Source organism: Shinella zoogloeoides, from assembly GCF_020883495.1.
Taxonomy (GTDB): Bacteria; Pseudomonadota; Alphaproteobacteria; order Rhizobiales; family Rhizobiaceae; genus Shinella; species Shinella zoogloeoides.
On sequence record NZ_CP086610.1, the window covers coordinates 444,213 to 465,735 of the forward strand.

The 21,523-nt window shown below is 65.0% G+C and carries 16 protein-coding genes and 1 tRNA gene; 9 read left to right on the plus strand and 8 right to left on the minus strand.

Annotated elements, in window-relative coordinates; all coding sequences use genetic code 11:
- Positions 1 to 2 precede the first annotated feature (2 nt).
- Both K8M09_RS02195 and K8M09_RS02200 read left to right on the plus strand, forming a co-directional pair.
- Positions 3 to 914, plus strand: coding sequence for an ABC transporter permease subunit (locus K8M09_RS02195; protein ID WP_160787052.1), 912 nt, complete (start codon positions 3 to 5; stop codon positions 912 to 914).
- A 4-nt stretch (positions 915 to 918) separates the two neighbouring features.
- The gene (locus K8M09_RS02200) at positions 919 to 1,737 is read left to right on the plus strand and encodes an ABC transporter permease subunit (RefSeq protein WP_160787053.1); all 819 of its coding nucleotides are present in this window, start codon (positions 919 to 921) and stop codon (positions 1,735 to 1,737) included.
- Positions 1,738 to 1,744: 7 nt separating this feature from the next.
- Here K8M09_RS02200 and K8M09_RS02205 read toward each other — a convergent pair whose 3' ends face one another.
- Complete coding sequence (locus K8M09_RS02205) at positions 1,745 to 3,583, minus strand: AsmA family protein (RefSeq protein ID WP_160787054.1); 1,839 nt, start codon at positions 3,581 to 3,583, stop codon at positions 1,745 to 1,747.
- 179 nt (positions 3,584 to 3,762) lie between these two features.
- Between K8M09_RS02205 and K8M09_RS02210 the strand changes: the two genes are divergently transcribed.
- Positions 3,763 to 5,715 carry an acetoacetate--CoA ligase gene (locus K8M09_RS02210; protein ID WP_160787055.1) on the plus strand — a complete coding sequence of 651 codons (1,953 nt, stop codon included), beginning with the start codon at positions 3,763 to 3,765 and terminating at the stop codon, positions 5,713 to 5,715.
- Between the two features lie 220 nt (positions 5,716 to 5,935).
- Here the strand turns inward: K8M09_RS02210 and K8M09_RS02215 are convergent, their stop codons facing one another.
- Positions 5,936 to 7,513, minus strand: coding sequence for an ABC transporter permease (locus tag K8M09_RS02215; protein WP_160787083.1), 1,578 nt, complete (start codon positions 7,511 to 7,513; stop codon positions 5,936 to 5,938).
- A 241-nt stretch (positions 7,514 to 7,754) separates the two neighbouring features.
- Positions 7,755 to 11,300 carry an ATP-binding protein gene (locus K8M09_RS02220; protein ID WP_160787056.1) on the minus strand — a complete coding sequence of 1,182 codons (3,546 nt, stop codon included), beginning with the start codon at positions 11,298 to 11,300 and terminating at the stop codon, positions 7,755 to 7,757.
- A gap of 245 nt (positions 11,301 to 11,545) precedes the next feature.
- Between K8M09_RS02220 and K8M09_RS02225 the strand changes: the two genes are divergently transcribed.
- Positions 11,546 to 11,995, plus strand: coding sequence for a phasin (locus K8M09_RS02225; protein ID WP_160787057.1), 450 nt, complete (start codon positions 11,546 to 11,548; stop codon positions 11,993 to 11,995).
- Between the two features lie 146 nt (positions 11,996 to 12,141).
- Positions 12,142 to 12,218: transfer RNA gene (locus K8M09_RS02230), tRNA-His, on the plus strand.
- Positions 12,219 to 12,323: 105 nt separating this feature from the next.
- Here the strand turns inward: K8M09_RS02230 and K8M09_RS02235 are convergent.
- Together K8M09_RS02235 and K8M09_RS02240 are read right to left on the minus strand one after the other, a co-directional pair.
- Positions 12,324 to 13,331: a magnesium and cobalt transport protein CorA gene (locus K8M09_RS02235; protein WP_160787058.1), complete on the minus strand. Its 1,008-nt coding sequence runs from the start codon at positions 13,329 to 13,331 to the stop codon at positions 12,324 to 12,326.
- 50 nt (positions 13,332 to 13,381) lie between these two features.
- The gene (locus K8M09_RS02240; RefSeq protein ID WP_160787059.1) at positions 13,382 to 14,263 is read right to left on the minus strand and encodes a LysR family transcriptional regulator; all 882 of its coding nucleotides are present in this window, start codon (positions 14,261 to 14,263) and stop codon (positions 13,382 to 13,384) included.
- A gap of 106 nt (positions 14,264 to 14,369) precedes the next feature.
- On the opposite strand from K8M09_RS02240, the gene K8M09_RS02245 reads away from it, so the two are divergent.
- The 3 genes from K8M09_RS02245 to K8M09_RS02255 all read left to right on the plus strand — a co-directional run bounded on the left by K8M09_RS02245 (position 14,370) and on the right by K8M09_RS02255 (position 18,142).
- A complete protein-coding gene (locus K8M09_RS02245) occupies positions 14,370 to 15,866 on the plus strand; it encodes a CoA-acylating methylmalonate-semialdehyde dehydrogenase (RefSeq protein WP_160787060.1) in 1,497 nt (498 codons plus the stop codon).
- Positions 15,867 to 15,984: 118 nt separating this feature from the next.
- Positions 15,985 to 17,076, plus strand: coding sequence for a YjgN family protein (locus K8M09_RS02250; RefSeq protein WP_160787061.1), 1,092 nt, complete (start codon positions 15,985 to 15,987; stop codon positions 17,074 to 17,076).
- Entirely contained in the window at positions 17,066 to 18,142 is a 1,077-nt protein-coding gene (locus K8M09_RS02255; RefSeq protein WP_160787062.1) for a M48 family metallopeptidase, read from the plus strand. The genes K8M09_RS02250 and K8M09_RS02255 overlap by 11 nt, the downstream gene beginning before the upstream one ends.
- Before the next feature lie 60 nt (positions 18,143 to 18,202).
- On the opposite strand, the gene K8M09_RS02260 is transcribed toward K8M09_RS02255, so the two are convergent.
- Positions 18,203 to 19,246, minus strand: a complete 1,044-nt coding sequence (locus tag K8M09_RS02260) for a Fe(3+) ABC transporter substrate-binding protein (RefSeq protein WP_160787063.1) — start codon at positions 19,244 to 19,246, stop codon at positions 18,203 to 18,205.
- Positions 19,247 to 19,425: 179 nt separating this feature from the next.
- Here K8M09_RS02260 and rirA point away from each other — a divergent pair, with 179 nt between their 5' ends.
- Positions 19,426 to 19,887 (plus strand): iron-responsive transcriptional regulator RirA, encoded by a 462-nt coding sequence (gene rirA, locus K8M09_RS02265; RefSeq protein ID WP_160787064.1) that lies wholly within the window; start codon positions 19,426 to 19,428, stop codon positions 19,885 to 19,887.
- 54 nt (positions 19,888 to 19,941) lie between these two features.
- Here the strand turns inward: rirA and K8M09_RS02270 are convergent, their stop codons facing one another.
- A complete protein-coding gene (locus tag K8M09_RS02270; RefSeq protein WP_160787065.1) occupies positions 19,942 to 20,349 on the minus strand; it encodes a response regulator in 408 nt (135 codons plus the stop codon).
- 128 nt (positions 20,350 to 20,477) lie between these two features.
- Positions 20,478 to 21,197, minus strand: coding sequence for a helix-turn-helix transcriptional regulator (locus K8M09_RS02275; protein ID WP_160787066.1), 720 nt, complete (start codon positions 21,195 to 21,197; stop codon positions 20,478 to 20,480).
- Positions 21,198 to 21,523: the final 326 nt, after the last annotated feature.

The window sequence follows — 21,523 nt, forward strand, 5'->3', positions numbered from 1 at the left end:
CGATGAACAAGCTCGGCTCCGCCATCTTCAGCCGCCTCGTCATCATCATTCCCTATGCCTGGCTGCTGTTCTTCTTCCTCATCCCCTTCTTCATCGTCTTCCGCATCTCGCTGTCCACCACCGCCATCGCCCAGCCGCCCTATGAGCCGGTGTTCTCGCTGGCGGATGGCCTTTCTGGCCTGTGGGGCAAGATCAGCCAGCTCCATTTCGACAATTTCATCTGGCTGACCGAAGACGCGCTCTATCTCAACGCCTATCTGTCTAGCCTCTGGATCGCCGGCGTCTCCACGCTGATAACGCTGCTGATCGGCTATCCCATCGCCTATGGCATGGCGCAGGCGCCGCGCACGCTGCGCCCGACGCTGCTGATGCTCGTCATCCTGCCGTTCTGGACGAGCTTCCTCATCCGCGTCTATGCCTGGATCGCGATCCTGAAGCCCGAAGGGCTGCTCAACCAGTTCCTCATCGGCACCGGCATTATCGACCAGCCGCTGATCATCATGAACACCAACTGGGCGATCTATATCGGCATCGTCTATTCCTATCTGCCCTTCATGGTGCTGCCGCTCTATTCGGCGCTGGAGAAGATGGACCACACGCTGATCGAGGCCGCGCAGGATCTCGGCTGCCCGCAGATGTCGGCCTTCTGGAAGATCACCTTCCCGCTCTCCATTCCGGGCGTCGTGGCGGGCTGCATGCTCGTCTTCATTCCGGCGGTCGGCGAGTTCGTCATTCCCGACCTTCTCGGCGGGTCGCAGACGCTGATGATCGGCAAGACGCTGTGGAACGAATTCAACGCCAACCGCGACTGGCCGGTTTCCGCCGCCGTCGCAACCATCCTGCTCCTCATCCTGGTCGTGCCCATCGTGTTCTTCCAGAATGCGCAGGCCAAGGCCGAAGAGCAGGGAAGGTAAGCCCATGAACACCTGGTCCCGTTTCAACATCGTCTCGGTCGTTCTCGGCTTTGCGTTCCTCTACCTGCCGATCGTGCTTCTGGTCGTCTTCTCCTTCAACGAGTCCAAGCTCGTGACGGTCTGGGCCGGCTTCTCGACCAAATGGTACGTATCGCTCTTCCACAATCAGGGCCTCATGGACGCCGCCTGGGTGACGATCCGCGTGGCCCTGCTGTCCGCCACCGTGGCGACGGCGCTCGGCACCATGGCGGCGCTGGCGCTCACCCGCTACACGCGCTTCCGCGGCCGCCTGCTGTTCTCCGGCATGGTCTATGCGCCGCTCGTCATGCCCGAGGTCATCACCGGCCTGTCGCTGCTGCTGCTCTTCGTCGCCATCGGTTTCGACCGTGGCTTCGTCACGGTGACGCTCGCCCATATCACCTTCTCGATGTGCTTCGTTACGGTGGTGGTGCAGTCGCGCCTGCTCTCCTTCGATCGCTCGGTCGAGGAGGCCGCGCTGGACCTCGGCGCGACGCCCGTGAAGACCTTCTTCGAGGTGACGCTGCCGATCATCGCGCCGGCCGTGCTGTCCGGCTGGATGCTGGCCCTGACGCTCTCGCTCGACGACCTCGTCATCGCGAGCTTCACCTCCGGTCCGGGCGCGACGACCCTGCCGATGAAGATCTACAGCCAGGTGCGCCTCGGCGTGACGCCGGAAATCAACGCGGCCTGCACGCTGCTCATCGGCCTCGTCGCCATCGGCGTCGTCATCGCCTCCATCATGACCAAGCGCCGCGAGGTGCAGCGCCTGCGCGACGAACAGGCGGCCTTCGCGGGCCGCTGATCCGCGATCACTGGCGGGGCTGCGGCTCCGTCAGGATCGAGGCCGGCGAGATGACCGGCTCGGGCCAGGAACCGCCGACGAAGAAGCTGAGTGGCGGATTGGCCGCTGTGGCGGCCCCGCTCGCCGGTATCCGGTCGGCCAGCGTGCCCACCAGCGCTACGCTGCCGGTGCGGTAGGGGATCATGCCGGAAAGCGTCAGCAGCTTCTCGTTACCCTCGATTTCCGCCTTCGTAAGTTCCGCAAGCCCCCGGTCGAGCCGGGCTTCCACATCGGCGCGCAGGAAGTCGAAGGCGCCATCGGCGGTTTCCGAGACGTTGAAGAACGTGTTCTTCGCCGCGCGCTCGGCGAAAGCCTGCGCGTTGAAATGGGTGAGCGTGCCGCTCCCCATGGCCAGCTTGAACCGGCCGGACATGTCGGAGACCGTCGTTGCCCAGAGCGGGCGGTCCGTCGAAAGCTCGAAATCCGCCGAGCCGATGCCGGATGGCAGCGGGCCGGGCAGGGCCAGCGCCCCGACGATGCCGCCGATATCCACATTGTCCAGCGACATCTGCAACCGGCCGCCGCCGCGAAAACCGTTTTCGGCAAGCGCGATGCGCCCGGTCAGGCGGCCGTCGAGCAGGGTGCTGTCGCCGATGTCGAAGGTTGCGCGGCCGTTCTCGATGCGCATGCCGGCGGCAAGGTCCCGCAGGGAGAAGGGGGCGAATTCCGCCGTCTTGGCCGAGAGGCGAAGATCCATGCCGAACTGGTGGATGAACGCGGTGTCGATGGTCGGTGCGTTGGGATCGGTGCCCGGCAGCGGCGAAAAGGCGGTCAGGAAGGCGTGCAGGTCGATCCGGTCGAAGGCAAGCGTTCCGCCGACCCGCGGCACGCCGCCGGGCGGCATGGCGATGTCGAGCACGCCGCTCGCCTGCGCATTGTCGAGCGCCAGCTTCACATTCTCCAGCTTCGCGGCATAGCCGGACGTCGCCACATTCGCGTCCAGGCTGACCTGCCCGACCGTGCCGACCGCCGGAATGTCCTTGCCCTGCCAGGCGAGCAGGCGGCTGAGCGATGGCGTGGAAAGCTGCGCCGCGCCGGCAACGAAGGCCCTGTCCGAGAGATTGGCGGTGCCCTCGAAGTTGAGGGTCGCAGGATCGGCGGCAAGGGTGCTGCGCACCGCGGCGTCGCGCCCCGCCAGAAGCCGGAGAGGCTGGTCGCAGCCGAAGGTCCAGCGGGTCATCTCACCATTGACGACGCCGGAAAGCGACAGGTCGAGCCGCTGGCGCAGCGCCGGCCATGTGACGCTGCCGTTGATGTCGGTGATGCGGTGGACGCTGCCGTTCGCCCGCGTGATGTCGAGCACCCCGTCGCGAAGCGAGACCGTGCCGATACGCTCGTCGGTGAGGGCGGCTGCGGGCTGGCCCTCCGGCGCCTTGGCGGTCGCGTCGATGGCCTGCATCAGCCAGCCGCTATGCCGCCAGTTGAAGACACCCTCGGCATTCCAGCCGACATGGATGGCCGGGCGGACGAGTTCGAAATCGCTGAAGGCCGGCTTGCCGCGCACCGCCCCGAGAAGATCGAAGGTGGCCGAGATGGTTTCGGCGGAGGCAACCTCGCCCGCCGCACCGCCAAGGATGCGGACATTGCGCAGCGTCACGCGCGGATAGGGCCAGAAGGCGAATTCGGCGTCCTCGCCGACATGCACGTCCGCGCCCGTCCAGTCCTCGAGCGTCCGCTCGATGCCGCGCTCCACGGCCTCCGTCTGCACCAGGAAGGGAAAGGCGATGCGCACGGCCGCGACGACGACGAGAACGACGAGGATTGCCCGTATCAGGTGCTTCGATCGGAGGAGACGGGAAAGGGTCATTCGGCGCAGGTCCTCTGCCGGCGGCAGTCATATCTCAAGCAGAACGGGGATAGGCGCTCGTGCGGAAGAAATCAAATGCCGCCATGACGGAATTGCGTTCGGCAAGGGCGCGATCCGGCGTTCGCCGCTTTATAGTGCGGCGCAACATGCTATAGGAATGCCATGGAGTGGAGGAAAGCATGACGTCAGAAATGCCCCTGTGGACGCCTTCGGCGGAAATCCTTGAAAAAAGCCCGATGGCCCTGTTCATGAAGGCCGCAAGCGGCAGAGCCGGGCGCACGCTTGCCGGCTATGACGATCTCCATGCCTGGTCCGTCGAGGACCGCGCCGGCTTCTGGACCATGGTTTGGGACGAGTGCGGCGCCATCGGCGAAAAGGGCGCGGTGGCGCTCGAGAACGGCGAGCGCATGCTGGAGGCCCGCTTCTTCCCCGAGGGGCGGCTGAACTTTGCGGAAAACCTCCTCAGGAAAACCGGCAGCGGCGATGCCATCGTCTTCCGCGGCGAGGACAAGGTGTCCTATCGCTGGTCCTGGGACGATCTGCGCGATCGCGTTTCGAAGCTTCAGCAGGCTTTCTCCGCCATGGGCATCGGGGAGGGCGACCGCGTCGCCGCCATGATGCCGAACATGCCGGAAACCATCGCCTGTATGCTGGCCGCCGCCTCGCTCGGCGCCATCTGGTCCTCCTGTTCGCCCGATTTCGGCGAGCAGGGCGTGCTCGACCGCTTCGGCCAGATCGAGCCGAAGCTCTTCATAACCTGCGATGCCTATTGGTACGCCGGAAAGCTGCAGGACGTCTCGGCCAAGGTGAAGGCCGTCGCCGGCAGGCTAGGTGCGCCCGTCGTCGTCGTGCACTATGCGGGGGATGCGGAGGCGCTGGCCGCCGCGCTGCCGGACGGTCGCACGCTCGATACGCTGCTGGCCGCCCATGAGGCCAAGCCCCTTGCCTTTGCGCAGCTCCCGTTCCGCCATCCGCTCTACATCCTCTTCTCCTCGGGCACGACGGGCGTTCCCAAATGTATCGTGCATTCGGCGGGCGGCACGCTGTTGCAGCACCTCAAGGAGCACAATCTGCATTGCGGTCTCGTCGAGGGCGAGCGGCTGTTCTACTTTACCACCTGCGGCTGGATGATGTGGAACTGGCTGGTCTCCGGCCTTGCCGTCGGCGCGACGCTCTGCCTCTTCGACGGCTCGCCCTTCCACCCGGATGGCAACGTGCTGTTCGACTATGCGCAGGCGGAAAGGTTCGCCGTCTTCGGCACCTCAGCCAAATATATCGACGCCGTTCGCAAGGGCGGCTTCACGCCGCGCACGACGCATGACCTTTCCAGCCTGCGGCTCCTGACCTCCACGGGCTCGCCGCTCTCCCCGGAAGGCTTCTCCTTCGTCTATGAGGGCATCAAGCCGGATGTGCAGCTTGCCTCCATCTCCGGCGGCACGGATATCGTCTCCTGCTTCGTGCTCGGCGTTCCGTTGCGGCCCGTCTGGCGCGGCGAGATCCAAGGGCCGGGTCTCGGCCTTGCCATGGATGTCTGGGACGAGGACGGCCGCCCGGTGCGCGGCGAGAAGGGCGAGCTGGTCTGCACGAAGGCCTTCCCCTCCATGCCGGTGATGTTCTGGAACGACCCGGACGGCGCGAAATACCGTGCCGCCTATTTCGAGCGGTTCGACAATATCTGGTGCCACGGCGATTTTGCCGAATGGACGCGCCATGACGGCATTATCATCCATGGCCGTTCGGATGCGACGCTGAACCCCGGCGGCGTGCGCATCGGCACGGCGGAAATCTACAATCAGGTCGAGCAGCTCGAGGAAGTCGCCGAAGCGCTCTGCATCGGGCAGGACTGGGACGACGATGTGCGCGTCGTGCTGTTCGTGCGCCTTGCGCCCGGCAAGGTGCTGGACGAGGCGCTGGAAAAGACCATCCGCACGAAGATCCGCACCGGGGCCTCGCCGCGCCATGTGCCGGCGAAGATCGTTCAGGTCGCCGATATCCCGCGCACCAAGTCCGGCAAGATCGTCGAGCTTGCGGTGCGCGAGGTGGTGCATGGCCGCCCCGTCAAGAACAAGGAGGCGCTTGCCAACCCGGAGGCGCTGGAACTTTTCGCCGGCCTTGCGGCTCTGGAATCGTGAGCATCGGCGGCGTTAACGATTTCTGACCGGCCCATTAACCAGGCTGACGAAGTTGTGAACGAAACCTTTGCGCCGGGCCGGGCCGGGTAAGGATTTGTTAAACCGCAAGGGCGCAAGGTCGCCCCAGCTTGAGCGCACCCGATCCCGACGGCATGAGGCCGTTCACCGTCGCTTTTGTTGGGCAGCAATCACTATCGGGGCGGCTTCTGCCGCCCCTTTTTTATCCGTGGTGCCTGTCCAGCGAGCGCGAGACGAGGAAGACGGGAATGAGGCCGACCGCGACGATGATCATGGCGGGCACGCCGGCATCCTCCACCTTCGCCCGCGAGGCATCCTCGTAGACCAGCGTCGCCAGCGTGTTGAAGTTGAACGGCCGCAGCATGATCGTCGCCGACAGTTCCTTCATCGTCTCGATGAAGACGAGCAGCGCCGCCGTCAGCGTCGCCGGCCGCATCATGGGCAGCAGCACGCTCCAGAGCGTCTGGCTGCTGGTGCGCCCCAGCGTACGGGCCGCCATGTCGAGATGCGGCGAGAGCTTGTGGAAGCCGGCATCGATCGTGCCTTCGGCCATCGTCAGGAACCGCACGGTGCAGGCATAGATGATGGCAAAGCCGGTGCCGGAGAGCACTAGTCCCGTGGAGACGCCGAAATTGGCGCGCAGGAACGCATCCACCGCATTGTCGAAATTGGCGAGCGGGATCAGCACGCCCATGGCGAGCACGGTGCCGGGCACGCCGTAGCCGAAGGAGGCGAAGCGGCCGGCGGCGACATTCACCCGCGAACGTGTGGTGCGCGCGGCATAGGCGAGCAGGAAGGCGAGAAGCACGGCGATCAGCGCCGTCGAGCCTGAGACGAGGATGCTGTGCCACAGGGCGGAGAGAAGCCGCGCCGAGGCGAATTGCTCCAGTCGCCGTGCGGCATAGCCGCCGAGCACGAAGACGGGAATGGCAAAGCCGATGACGGGCGGCAGGAGGCAGGCAAGGCCCGCCGCCCACTGTTTCCAGCCCGTGAGCCGCAGGCGCACGGAATCGTGTACGGCGGCCGTGGTCTTCTGGCTGGCGAAGCGCTGGCGGCGGCGGGCGGCGCGTTCCACCACCATCAGGCAGATGACGAAGACGAGCATGATGCAGGCGATCTGCGCCGCGCCGGCAAGGCTGCCGCGGTTGAGCCAGGTGTCGAAGATCGAGAAGGTGAGCGTCTGCACGCCGAGATATTCGACCGCGCCGATATCGTTCAGCGTTTCCATGGCGACGAGCGTCAGCCCCACCATGATCGCCGGCCGCGCCATCGGAATCTGGATCCGCGCGAAGACTTTCAGCGGCCCCGCGCCCAATGTGCGCGCCACGTCCGCCGCCGCGCGGCCCTGCATCAGGAACATCGAGCGGGCGGCAAGGTAGATATAGGGATAGAGCACGCTCGACAGCACCAGCATCGCCCCGCCGGTGGTGCGCACTTCCGGGAACCAGTAGTCGCGGCTGGTGTGGAAGCCGAAGAGGGCGCGCAGGCCCGTTTGCACCGGGCCGGTGAAGGAGAAGAACTCCGCGAAGGCATAGGCGCCGAGATAGGCGGGAATGGCGAGCGGCAGGACGAGCAGGCCGGACAGCACACGCCGCCCCGGAAACTCGCAGCTCGCCACCAGCCAGGCCGTGACGACGCCGACCGTGGCCGTGACCGTGCCGACGCCGGCCAGCAGGATCAGCGTGCGCAGGGTCGCGCGCGGGATGACATTGTTGATGAGGTGCGGCCAGTTGTCGGTGCCGCCCGTCGCCGCGATGACGACGATGGCGATGGCCGGCATCAGCACGATGGCGGCGGCGAGCACCGCGGACGCGGAAAGGAGCGGATGGCGGGCGGCGGCGGAACGGCGCTGGACGCGCGCCGGCGCGCTTTCGGACAGGATCTGCAAGGCGTTACCTCGACGATACGGCAATCCCGCTCAAGGCGGGACCGGGCGTTTCAGCCGGTCTGGCGCGTTTCGGCGCAATCCCGGACGCAAAACCGCTGCGCACTTTTGCTGGACTTGCTCTAGCCCAATCGCCTCAATCTGCCAACACGCGGGGCGAGGGAAAGATCACTTCGACCAGCGTGCCCTCGTTCGGCGTGGAGCTGATGGAAAAGTTCGCCCGGTTGGCGTCGACCATCGCCTTGGTCAGCGGCAGGCCGAGGCCGGTGCCGTCGCCGCGCTTGCGCGCGCCCGTCGTCACCTGCCGGAAGGGCTTCATCGCCTGTTCCAGCTCGCTGCGCGTCATGCCGACGCCGGTGTCGCGGATGCGCAGCACCACGCTGCCATTGGCCTCATAGGCGGTGGAGACGACGATCTGCCCGCCGGACGGCGTGAAGCGGATGGCGTTCGACAGGATATTGAGCGCGATCTGCTTGATCGAGCGCAGGTCCGCGACGATCTGTGGCACATTGGCCGAAAGCGAGGTGCGGATGATGACGCGCTGGGCGTTGGCCTGCGGCTGCACCAGCGACACGGCCTCCGCAATCGTCTCGTTGAGGCCGACCGCCGTGAACTCCAGGTCCATCTCGCCCGCCTCGATCTTGGAAATGTCGAGCAGGTCGTTGACGATGTCGAGCACATGGCGGCCGGAGCGGCCGATGTCATTGGCATATTCGATATAGCGCGGATGGCCGATCGGCCCGAAGCGCTCCGTCGCCATCATGTCGGAAAAGCCGATGATGGCGTTGAGCGGCGTGCGGATCTCGTGGCTGACGCGGGCGAGGAAGTCGCTCTTATGGGCGTTGGCGGTCTCGGCGGCGCGCTTGGCGTTGCGCAGTTCCTCTTCCGTGCGCTTCCACTGGGTAATGTCGCGGATGACGGCGCAATAGCCGGAAGAAGACGAGAGGCGGCCCATGGTCATGAAGAGCGGAATGAACCCGCCGGCCGCCTCGCGGCCGATGACCTCGCGCCCGTCGTTGAGCACGCTCGCGACCCCGTGGCCGGAAAGGCCGGCGAGATAGTCGAGCACCGCCTTCTGGCTTTCATGGGCGAAGAGCATGGCGAAGGGTCGGCCGCGCGTCTCGTCCTCGTCATAGTTGAAGAGGGCGCTCGCCGAGCGGTTCATGGAACGAATATCGCCGTCCTGGCCGACGACGACCACGCCGTCCGTCGCCGTTTCGAGGACGGAGCGCAGCTCGCTGACCTCGATGCGCAATGCGGAAATGGCGGCCTGGTCGGCGGTGCGCTCTTCGGTCTCCGTCGGGGCGGCGGGCGTTTCCACCAGCGCCAGCGCCGGCTTTTCCTGCACCGGCGTCAGCGCCAGCATGAGGGCCGTGCCGTCTTCCCAGCGGATCGATTGCAGGCGCGCGCGAACGGCGCTCGTGCTCTCGCCGTCGGCATGGCGCAGCGCCATGGTGCCGTCGCCGTCCTCGGCATCCTCGTCGGGGCCGGCAAGCAGGATGTCCAGCCCGCCCGAAGCTTCGAGGTCCTCGATGCCGCCATAGCCCGTCAGGCGCAGAAATTCCGGGTTGGCATGGATCAGCCGGTCGCCGACATGGACGAGCAGCGCGACGGGCAGGGCGTCGACCACGGCGGCGGTGAGGCCATAGTCCATCTGCCGGCGCGAGGGGGTGAAGCCCGTGCGCTCGTCGGCATGTTCCTCGTGCAGCAGGTCGTCGGCATGGGGGCCGATTTCGAGGCCGGGCATTTCCGTTTCCGTGACGCTGGCGACGGAGTCTTCCGCCGGCTGGTCCGTGACGATTTCAAAATCGGCCTCGTCGGCGCCTGCATTCCCGGCGGGCGCTTTTACCGCCTCGTCCTGCGGGCGATCTTCCGGCTTGCGCTTTCCAAAAGTCTCGCCGAGCTGGCGGGCGATCTCGCGGAAGGCCGCCTGCTCGCCGGTGGAAAGGCCATCGAACAGGCCGCCGCGGTTGCGCCGCGTTTCGAGCTGCACGACCTTGTCGGAATGCCGGCGGGAAGGGGTCTCGACAAGGCGCAGCGCCGGCCGTTCGCCCCGGAAGGCGTCCAGTTCGTCATCGGGGGTTACCGCCTCGTCGACGGAAGGGGTTTTTACCTCTTCGTCGGGTGTATCTGCCGTAAGGAGCGTGTCTTCCTGCGTCGCGGTGGCGACGGCATCCGCATCCATCGGGATATCTTCCGCCACGTCCGCCGTTTCGTCCGCTGTGCTTTCCAGCAGCGCGCCGGTTTCCTCGGCCAGAACGCCCTCGACAAGCGCCTCGTCCGTCTCGGTGAGCGATAGTCCGCGTGCATGCGGATCGGCGGCCGCATCGGCGATGCGCACGATGCCGAAGCCACGGAACCCGTCGAATTCGCGGCTGCGCGAATAGGTGGGCAGGGCGGCGAGATCGACCGGAGCGACGAGGTTCGTGCCCTCGACCGGCCAGAGGATCGTCTTGCCGGACCAGGTGTCGCGGCGGCGCAGCAGATCGCCGATCCGGCCGTCCGGGTCGAGATCGAAGCGGCGGGCGACATCGGTGAAGCGTTCGCCGGAGATCGCGGCGGCCTGTGGGCCGACGGCGGCGGCGAATTCTTCGGAAATCTCGCTGAAGCGACCCTCCGCGTCGATCTTCCAGACGAAGCGGATCGGACGGCCTTGCGGATTGAAGGTGAAGCCGGGCTGGGCGGCAGCCTCCGCGTTGGTCACCGCCTCATCCTCGACGGTGGCGACCTGTTCTGGAGCAGCGTCGACAGTTTCGGGTGCCGTTTCGGCCTCGGCCTCGGTGTCGGGCAGCGGCTCACCGGCTGCGATGGTCGCCGGCTCCGGTTCGACAGCCACTTCCTCGGCCATTGCATCCGAAGGGCTGGAGGCGTCCTCGTCCGCGGCCGGTTCGTGCAGAACGGCCGCCGGTTCGGAGGTGTCCGCTACATCCGCCGCATCCTCGACAATCTCGTGGCCCACAACCGGCGCTTCGGTAGCGGCGTCCTCCACCTCGTCTTCCTGCGGATCGAGATGCCCGAGGATGGTGTCTACGGCGAAGAGCAGGTGCAGGGCCGGCTCGCTGGAAATGCGGCCGATGGCGGCGGGCAGGTGCCCGCGGCCTGTGGCGATGGGGCGCTTGACGAGGCGCTCGGCGCTGCGGCCGGCAGCCTCGACGAGCGAGCGGCGCGTCTGCGCGCTGACGGCAAGGCTCTCGAAGCCCTCGGAAGCGGCGACCACGGTGCCGTCGCCGTCGAGCACGGCCATATGTGTGTCCGGGTCGTCGAAGCCGGCGAGCATGGCCGCAGCCGCGTCCTGTGCGTTCTGCCGGGCGGTCGCGACGGGCGCGCTGAACAGGATCGCCTCCTCGCCGGGGCGGATGGTGACGGTCTCGACGGTGGCGTTCACCGGCACGCTGCGGAAGCCGCTGCCGATGCGCATGAGGAAGCTGCGGCGCTCGCCCGGCGCCTGCGTCTGGCGTGCGGTCGCGGCAAGCTGGCGGAAGGCGACGTCGGCGCGGTCCGGGCCGGCATCGAGGAAATCGTAGATATTGTCCTGGCCGAAGAGGGCCGCGCCCCGGCCGTTCGACCAGAGCACGCGCGCCATGTCCTTGGAAAACAGCACGACGGCCTCGCCCCTTGCGAAGGGCAGGCTTACCCGCTCGTGGACGGCGACGTCGATGAAGGGATACTGCTTTGCGGACATGTTCAGGCCTGTGTCTGGCTTCCGGCGTCCCGGCTTTCGATTAACGCTTTATTAATAGCGGCGCATAGGCGGAGGGTCCAGCGTCCGGGCCTTGCAGCCCCGGGCTTTCGGGCGGAAGGGTTAACGGCTCTCCGGATTTATTGTGCATCGCACAAAATTGTTGCAATGCGAAAGAAGATCGACTATATAGACCTCATCCAAGAACCCGGCGCCTCTGGAGAGGGCCAAACCAAGGAGCGCATGCAATGGCTACCAAGAAGAACGACGACGTATTCTCGATCGCATCCATCGACCCGTCCAAGCTTTCCGAAAGCTTCCGCGAGTTCGCCGAAAAGGGCGCAACCCAGACCAAGGAAGCCTATGCCAAGATGAAGGAAGCTGCCGAAGACGCAACGAAGACCGTTGAAGCGACGCTCGAAAGCGCGCAGGCCGGCTCCGTCGAACTCGGCCTCAAGGCCATCGAAGCCCTCCGCACCAATGCCGAGAACTCGCTTTCGCACATGGAAGCCCTGCTCGGCGTGAAGTCGGTTGCCGAACTCTTCGAACTGCAGACCGCCTTCCTGCGCAAGCAGGCCGAAGTCGCCGTCGAGCAGGCCAAGACCCTTCAGGAAACCTCCAAGAAGGTTGCCGAGAAGGTCACGGCTCCGGTCAAGTCCGCCTCCGAGAAGGCCATGAAGTCCTTCAAGACCGTCTAATCCGCCGATAGCGCGGGCATAGACCCTATGTTAGAATGGCCGGGCGGATCGTCCGGCCATTTTCGTTTGTGGGCGATGCAAAAAGAGCTTGAAAAATGGTGCGGCTGCCCGTATGTGACGCACCAACGACGCCGAAAGCGTCCTGTGCGGTTGTAGCTCAGTTGGTTAGAGCGCAGGTTTGTGGCACCTGAGGTCGGTGGTTCGACCCCACTCAACCGTACCATTCCCCTCTCCCAGTCAGTCTGATAGTCACGAGGACTTACCGGGAGAGGGGAAATTCCCTTTCCAACCGTACCCGTTTCTCCCCCTTGCCTATGCCTTGGCCGTGTCAGAGCCAGCCGTTCTTGCGGAACCTCCAGTAGAGGAACGTGCAGGTCGCGGCGATGGCGGACAGCACGATCGGATAGCCGTACTGCATTCTGAGTTCCGGCATGTCGCTGAAGTTCATGCCGTAGATGCCGGCCAGCGCCGTGGGCACGGCGAGGATCGCCGCCCAGGAGGCGAGCTTCTTCGAAATCGCCGTTTCCTGGCTCTGGCCGACCAGCAGGCTGGCCTCGAAGGCGAAGGCCAGCACTTCGCGCAGGCTGTCGATCTTTTCCTGCACCGTGCGGATGTGGTCGGAAACGTCGCGGAACAGCGGGTGCATGGCGGGCTGGATCTGCGGAAGATCGGCGCTCGTCAGCCGCCGGCATACCTCCACCAGCGGCAGGGCGGCATTGCGCAGCCGCAGGAGATCGCGCCGCATCATGTAGAGCCGTTCGATATCCGTCGCCGTCATCGGCTTGACGAGAACCTTGTCCTCGATCTCCTCCACCTCGTATTCGAGCTGTTCCAGCACGGGCATGTAGTTGTCGACGATGAAATCGAGGATGGCGTAGAGAACGAAGTCCTCGCCCTTGGCCAGCGAATGCGGACAGCTCTCCCAATGCTCGCGCACCGTGGCATAGGAGGTCGAGGGGCCGTGCCGCACGCTGACGATATAGCCCTTGCCGACGAAGAGATGCGTTTCGCCGAAGGTGACGCGGCGGTCGATCAGTTGCGCGGTGCGCGCGACGATGAATAGCGCCTCGCCATATTGCTCCAGCTTGGGGCGCTGGTGCGGATGCTCGGCATCCTCGATCGCAAGGTCGTGCAGGTTGAACTGCGCCTGTACGCGCAGCAGAAGCTCGCGGCTCGGCTCCAGAAGCCCGATCCAGACGACATGGCCTTCCCGCGTCGCCCATGCGCCGGCGTCCTCGATGGGGATATCGGCGATGCGCTTGCCGCCTGAATAGACGCTCGAGGCGACGATGCCGCCTTCCGCCGAATCCGGCACGAACTTGCGGATATGATCCATCGCCATCCTCCGACCACAGGAAGGCCAGTCTAGCGCAATTTAGCGCCGGCTTACAGGAAGATCCCATGCTCCTTGCGCACGAGTTCCTGCACGAATTCGGCGACGGTGCGCACGCGCGTCAGGTCGCGCGCGCTTTCGTGCCAGGTCGTCCAGTAGGCGCGGCGGATCGAGGTTTCCGGCAGCAGGCGGACGAGTTCGGGGTGCTGGCGGGCGATATAGTCATGCAGGGTGCCGACGCCCGCGCCCGAGCGCACGGCCTCCGTCTGGCCGGTGGCGCTGGAGATTTCGAAACCGGCGTCCCAGCTTCGCATGATCTCGCCGGTGAAGTTGAGCGAGGCCGTGAAGATCAGGTCTTCCACATAGCCGATGCGCCGGTGCGTCTTCAGGTCCTCGACGGTCTCCGGCGTGCCATTTTCGGCAAGATAGTCGCGCGAGGCATAGAGGCCGAGCGTGTAGTCCGTGAGTTTCGAGGAGACGAGGCGGCCCTGTTCCGGCCGTTCCAGCGTAATCGCGATATCCGCCTCGCGCTGGGAGAGCGAGAAGGAGCGCGGCACGGGCACGAGCTGGATCTTCAGCTCCGGGTGCCGCGCCGTCAGCCGCCCGAGGCGCGGGGCGAGGAAGGAGACGCCGAAGCCATCCGGCGCGCCGACGCGCACGGTGCCGGCGACGGCGGTGTCGATGCGGCCAATGCTGGCCTGCATCGCCAGCATCTCCGTCTCCATGCGTTCCGCAGCGCGCAAAAAGGCCTCGCCCTCGGCGGTGAGGTCGCAGCCATTGGTGCGGCGGATGAGGAGGCGCGTCTTCAGCGCCTCCTCCAGCGCGCTGACGCGGCGGCTGAGCGTGGCGTGGTTGACGCCGAGGCGGCGGGAGGCGGCGAGAATCTGGCCGGTGCGGGCCACGGCGAGGAACATGCGCGCGTCGTCCCAGTTCATGGAGGTCTCCGGCTTTAATTTTTGCACAACGGTTCCTTACAGGAGGCGATTGTGTTGTGCAAATTGTAGTGCGATGATCCCCGCATAACCACGGAGGACTCCCCCAATGTACCAGATCGGCCATTTCATTCACGGCAAGCAGGTTCCCGGCTCCAGCGGCCGCACCGCGAACGTCTACAACCCGGCGACGGGCGAAGTTCAGGCGCAGGTCGCGCTTGCCAACGATGCCGATCTGCAGGCCGCCATCGACAGCGCCAAGTCCGCGCAGCCGAAATGGGCCGCCACCAACCCGCAGCGCCGCGCCCGCGTTTTCATGAAGTTCGTCGAGCTTCTGAACAAGCACATGGACGAGCTGGCCGTGCTGGTCTCGCGTGAACACGGCAAGACGGTGGAAGACTCCAAGGGCGACGTCATCCGCGGCCTCGAAGTCTGCGAATTCGTCATCGGCATCCCGCACCTTTCCAAGAGCGAGTTCACCGAAGGCGCCGGCCCGGGCATCGATATGTATTCGATCCGCCAGCCGGTCGGCATCGGCGCGGGCATCACGCCGTTCAACTTCCCGGGCATGATCCCGATGTGGATGTTCGCCCCGGCCATCGCCTGCGGCAACGCCTTCATCCTCAAGCCCTCAGAGCGCGATCCGTCGCTGCCGATCCGCCTTGCCGAACTGATGATCGAGGCCGGCCTGCCGGCGGGCATCCTCAACGTCGTCAACGGCGACAAGGGCGCTGTCGACGGTATCCTGGCCCATCCCGATGTCGCCGCCGTCTCCTTCGTCGGCTCCACGCCGATCGCCCGCTACGTCTATGGCACGGCTGCGGCCAACGGCAAGCGCGCCCAGTGCTTCGGCGGCGCGAAGAACCACATGATCATCATGCCCGACGCCGACCTCGACCAGGCCTGCAACGCCCTGATGGGCGCCGGCTACGGCTCGGCGGGCGAGCGCTGCATGGCGATCTCCGTCGCCGTTCCGGTCGGTGAAGAGACGGCGAACCGCCTGATCGAAAAGCTGACGCCGATGATCGAGAGCCTGCGCATCGGCCCCTATACGGACGAGAAGGCCGACATGGGCCCGGTCGTCACCAAGGAAGCCCAGGCCCGCATCCTCGGCCTCATCGACAAGGGCGTGGAAGAAGGCGCCAACCTCGTCGTCGACGGCCGCGGCTTCAAGCTTCAGGGCTATGAGGACGGCTACTTCGTCGGCGGCTGCCTGTTCGACAACGTCACGCCGGACATGGAGATCTACAAGACCGAAATCTTCGGCCCGGTCCTCTCCGTCGTTCGCGCCAAGAACTACGAGGACGCCCTCGACCTGCCGATGAAGCACGAATACGGCAACGGCGTCGCGATCTTCACCCGTGACGGCGATGCGGCCCGCGACTTCGCCAGCCGCATCAACATCGGCATGGTCGGCGTCAACGTTCCGATCCCGGTTCCGCTGGCCTACCATTCCTTCGGCGGCTGGAAGGCCTCGGCTTTCGGCGACCTCAACCAGCACGGCATCGACTCGATCAAGTTCTGGACCCGCACCAAGACCGTGACGAGCCGTTGGCCGTCCGGCATCAAGGATGGCGCGGAGTTCTCCATCCCGACGATGAAGTGATCCATCTGGATTGATTGTGAAAAGGGCTCCCTCGCGGGAGCCCTTTTTTGTTCCTCGCGAAGAATAGGTCATGAGTGCTGCCCGTTACCCCCGTGTTCAAGTTTCGAAGGGGGCAGACATGTCATTGGAAGGATCGCCGCAACCCGCAGGACAGGCGGGTGGCTTCCACCGCATCGAGTTTACCGGCAAGGCATCGGAATATTTCGGCATCTGGATCGTCAATGTGCTGCTGACGATCCTCACGCTCGGCATCTATTCGGCCTGGGCGAAGGTGCGCCGCAACCGGTATTTCTACGGCAATACCGTGCTGCTCGGCCGGTCCTTCGAATATCATGCGCGGGGATTGCAGATTCTCATCGGCCGCCTGATCGTTCTTGCCGGCTTCGTCGCGCTCAACGTCATCGCTGCGGTCGTGCCGGTGCTGGCGCTGCTGCCGACCATCGTCGTCCTCATCGCCCTGCCATGGCTCGTCGCCAAGGGCCTGCGCTTCAGCGCCCGCGTGACGAGCTATCGCAATGTGCGCTTCGATTTCGTCGGCGGCCCGGGCGGCGCCTTCAAGGCCTTCATCCTCGGCGGCCTGCTTTCCGTCATCACGCTCGGCATCCTGACGCCGCTCGCCAGCCGCTGGGCGGCGCGCTATCTCGGCCAGAACCTGCGCTATGGCGGCAAGGCGTTCGAGACCGATCCCAGGCTCGGGGCGCTCTACAGGTCCTGGCTGGTTTCCTTCCTCATCGCGCTCGTCGGCCTCGGCGTCATCGCGCTTCTCGTCCTGGCCAATTTCTCGCGCATCGTGCCGATGATCGAGACGCCCGGCTCGCTGTCGCCCGAGGAGCAGATTCCGCTGATCGCCAGCATGGTCATCGGCTATATCGTGCTCTTCGCGACCTTCGGCATCGCCGGCCTGTTCTATCGGGCGGGCGTGCGTAACGCCACGTGGTCGACGACGCTCTTCGATGGCCAGCACCGGCTGCTGAGCGATGTCTCGCGCCGCCGCTATACCTGGATCGCCATTTCCAACGTGCTGGTGACGATCTTCACGCTCGGCCTCATGCGGCCCTGGGCGGCGGTGCGCATGGCGCGCTATACGTGGCGGCATACCGGCGTTACCTTTACCGGCGACGTTGGTGAGCTGTTCAGCAGGATCGAGGAGCAGGGCTCGGCCATCGGCGCGGAATTCATGGACTTCGAAGGATTCGACTTTGGCTTCTAAGACTGCCGCCATCGCCGGCGGGGAATGGCATCCCCCCGGCTCCAGCCGCTCGGTGGAGGCCCGGCTCGTGGAGCGGGGCGGAGAAATCGCTGCGGTGCCGGCCGGAGGCGACAAGCCGCTCGCCGGGGCCGGGCTATCCTGGGTGGAGGTTTCGGGCCGCGTCGGCTCCATTCCCCGCCGGGTGACGTTCCCGGACGGCTCGATCTTCGAGACCTGGGACAATGACGGTATCGACCGCTACCTTGCCGCGCGGGGCAGGGGCGGCGCCGGCTTCGTGCATTGGCTGGAGCAATTCCGCCTGCGCCTCGTCGTCATCGTGCTCATCGCCTTTGCGCTTGGCGGCGCGGTCTATCGCTGGGGCGTGCCGGCGCTGGTGGAGGTCGCCGTCTGGACGACGCCGCCGATCGTGCCGGAACTGATGGGGGAGGGCACGCTTCAGGCGCTCGACAAGACGGCCTTCTCGCCGTCGAAACTGCCGGAAACCCGTCGCAAGGAGATCGCCGACGGCTTTGCGCGCATAGCCGCGCTGTCGCCGCGCGGGGCCGGGGCCTATGCCCTCAATTTCCGCGACGGCGGCATCATCGGCCCCAACGCCTTCGCTTTGCCGGATGGCTCGCTGGTCGTCACCGACCAGCTCGTCGAGATGGCGGACGGCGATACGGAGATGATCGTCGGCGTGCTGGCGCACGAGATCGGCCATGTCGAGCTGGATCACAGTCTCCGGCAATTCTACCGCGCGGCCGGCATGACCGGCCTCATCATGCTGATCGCCGGCGACGTCGGCTCGGCGGTCGAGGATGTGCTGGTGCAGGGCGGCGGCCTTCTGGCGCTGTCCTATTCGCGCGAGGCGGAAGCGGAGGCGGACCGGCGCTCGGTCGAGCTGATGGCGAAGGCCGGCTATGATCCGGCTGCCATCGCCCGCTTCTTCGCCCTCATCGAGGAAAAGCTCGGCGACACGTCGGATACCGATATCCTCTCCACCCACCCGGGCACGCCGCAGCGCAAGAAGGATATTCTCGACTATGCCCGGATCGTCTCCGGCCAGTCGGACCCGGATCTGCAATAGAAACGAAAACGGCGGCCGAGGGCCGCCGTTTCCCGTCCTGCCCCGAAGGGCGAGGCGCTGTTACTGCGCCGGGCCGTCGTTGTAGCCGACCTTGTCGACCAGCTCGGAGGCCTTCTTGCGGTTGGCGGCGATATCGACCAGCGGCAGCGGATCGGGCTTCAGCGTGCCGAAGGATTTTACGACCTCGGACGGCTCGGCGCCCGGCAGGACCGGATATTCGTAGACCTGCTCGGCATAGATCTTCTGCGCGGTGCCTTCCGACAGGAATTCCATCAGCTTCAGCGCGTTTTCCTTGTTCGGCGCGTTCTTGGCGAGCGCCATGCCGGAAACGTTGACATGCGAGCCGCGATCGTTGGCGTTCGGGAAGAGCACCTTGATGGCGGCTGCCCATTCCTTCTGTTCCGGCTCCTTCTCGTTGGTCATCATGAGGCCGACATAGTAGGAATTGCCGAGCGCCAGGTCGCACTCGCCGGCAAAGATCGCCTTGGCCTGGTCGCGGTCGCTGCCATCGGGCTTGCGGGCGAGGTTGTTCTTCAGGCCGGTCAGCCACTTCTCGGCCTCGGCTTCGCCGTGATGGGCGATCATCGAGGCGATCAGGCCGATATTGTAGGAGTGCTGGCCGTCGCGGGTGCAGATCTTGCCCTTCCACTTCGGATCGGCAAGCTCCTCATAGGTGATCTCGTTTTGCGCCACGCGCTCCTTCGAGGCGTAGACGACGCGCGAGCGGGTGGTCAGGCCAAACCAGTCGCCATCCGGGTCGCGGTAGGCGGCCGGGATGTCCTTGTTGATGACGTCGCTCTTGACCTGCTGCGTGACGCCGCCTTCCTTGGCTTCCGTCAGGCGGGCGATGTCGACCGTCAGGATGACGTCGGCCGGCGAGTTCGCGCCTTCCGCCTGAATGCGCTCGACGAGGCCCTTGTCGAGGAACAGCACATTGGTGGTGATGCCGGTTTCCTTGGTGAACTCGTCGAGCAGCGGCTTGATCAGGTCCGGCTGGCGATAGGAGTAGATGTTGACTTCGCCGTCGGCATGCGCGGGCGCGGCCAGGGCAAGGCCGGCGGTCGAAAGGGCAAGGGCGGCAAGGGAAGTCTGGAGCAGTCGCATCGGGTCCTCCTAGGGCATTTATTCTTTACTGCTAAAGTCTTCTTTAGCGGCTTGCCCCCCGCAGTCAATCATGCGACCACTCGCATAACATGAATGTGATTTTCCGCTTTTTGGAATTGTTCTAAACCGCGATCTGCCCTATATGTGAGATCACTTCAAAACCGGATTCGGAGTTTCCCATGCGTCTGACGAAGCAAACCAACTATGCCGTGCGCATGTTGATGTACTGCGCGGCGAACGGGGAGAAGCTCAGCCGCATTCCGGAAATCGCAAGGGCTTACGGCGTCTCCGAGCTCTTCTTGTTCAAGATTCTCCAGCCGCTGACGCGGGCCGGCATCATCGAGACCGTGCGCGGCCGCAACGGCGGCGTGCGCCTGCCAAAGCCTGCGGCGGAGATCACGCTGTTCGACGTGGTGCGCGTGACGGAGGATTCCTTCGCGATGGCGGAATGTTTCGAGGCGGGCGAGATCGAATGCCCGCTCGTCGATAGCTGCGGCCTGAACGCGGCGCTGCGCAAGGCGCTGAACGCCTTCTTCGAAGTGTTGCAGCAATATACGATCGACGATCTCGTCAAGGCGCGCCCGCAGATCGGCATGCTGCTCGGCCTGGAAAACGCGGTTGCCCGCCAGCCGGCGGCCTGACGCCTGTCATTTCATCAAGGGGCCGGCGGCTTCTTCACGAAGACGCCGGCCGCCTCAGATGCCGGCGCCGACGTCGCGCCCGACACATTCCCGCAGAATGAATTCGATGGCCGTCGGGTCCAGTTCCGCCTTGTCGATGCGGAAGTCGACGCCGTAATCGTCGATCTTCTGGAAATAGGCGTCGCTGATCGACGAGGAGATCACGCCGATCGGGCCGATATAGCCGGCGCGGCGCAGTTCCGGCACGGTTTCGCGGAAATCCGCCTGCGGCTGGAGCCGGTTGTCCATCAGGATCATGTCGAGCGGCACGCCGGAGGCGCGGATGAAACCGAGCGCGTCGTCCACCGTCTCCACATAATGAAGCGTGATCGCGTAGCTTGCGACCTTGCGCATCAGCGCGCCGAGGATGATGTTTTCGGTGGGATCGTCGTCGACGAGCAGGATATGCACTTTTGCTGTCATGGTAGCCGGTAAACCTGCTGTCTCGGAGAGGCGTCCGCCTCGAAAGCCGCGATTACTGTCATCCAGCCCGCGCCTGTTAACAAGTCCCTAACTCTGCCTATCCGCAACGCACGGACCTGTTTTGTGCGTTACTGGATGATCTGCTCGCGAATGGCCTTGGCGACCATCTGGGTGCGGTTGACGACGTCGAGCTTCTTGAGGATCGTCGCGGTGTGCGAGTTCACGGTATGCTCGGACACGGAAACGATGAGCGCGATCTCGCTCGCCGTCTTGCCGTAGGAAATCCAGCGCAGGATTTCCGTCTCGCGCGGGGTGAGCCCCATGCCCGCCTTGTTGGCGAGGACCTGGCGATGGAAGTAGTCGAAGGCGCAATTGGCCTCGTAGCAGATCCTGAAATGTTCGGCGCTGCCAATGTCGGCCCCGTCGCCGAGGAAGAGCACGATATAGCGTGTGCCGTTGACCGCATGCACCGGAACGGCGAGCGCCATGTCGAAGCCGACCTGCTCGAGAAAATCCGCGCCCTGCGCCGCGCCGTTCTCCGGGCGGTCGTCGGCACGCCAGACGGTGGAGATCGTCGAGCGGTAGAAGCTCTTGAAGAGCGCGCTGTCGTTGAGGCGGTGGCGCTTGTCGTAGGTTTCGGCAAGGCCCGCGGGCAGGTCGTGCAGCATCAGGCGGCTGGCGAGCGTGCTCGGCTCGTGCTCGTTGGCCAGTTGGAGCACGCCGAAATGCTCGAAACCGTAGCGTAGCGCCATCGTGTGGAAGATGCGGAAGAAGTCGACGCGATTGAGCGCTTTCTCAAGATCGCCTTCGAAATCGTATCTTCGGAAATGTCCGTTCAGTGCAGTCACGTGGCGTCTACCCCCTAGATTCCACGCAATACAATCTAGCGCCGCAATCCAAGGAGGCAAAGGGTTTTACGGGGCAATTTCGCAGGGGCATGGATGTCTTCCTGTGGCCGTGTCTGTAACATATTGATAGAAAAAAGAAATATTGAAAGTTGCCGCCGCCCTGCCGCCGCTCCGGCCGAAGGGGAGTGGCAGCCGCACAAGGCGGATTTGAAGCAATTTTTCAGGTTTTCTAATGCTGTGGAGAATAGAGTTGCGTGGATTTTTCCGTTTGGACAAATTTGTTCGCGCACTTATTGCAATCCTGCGGCAAATGTCGTTCCATCCGC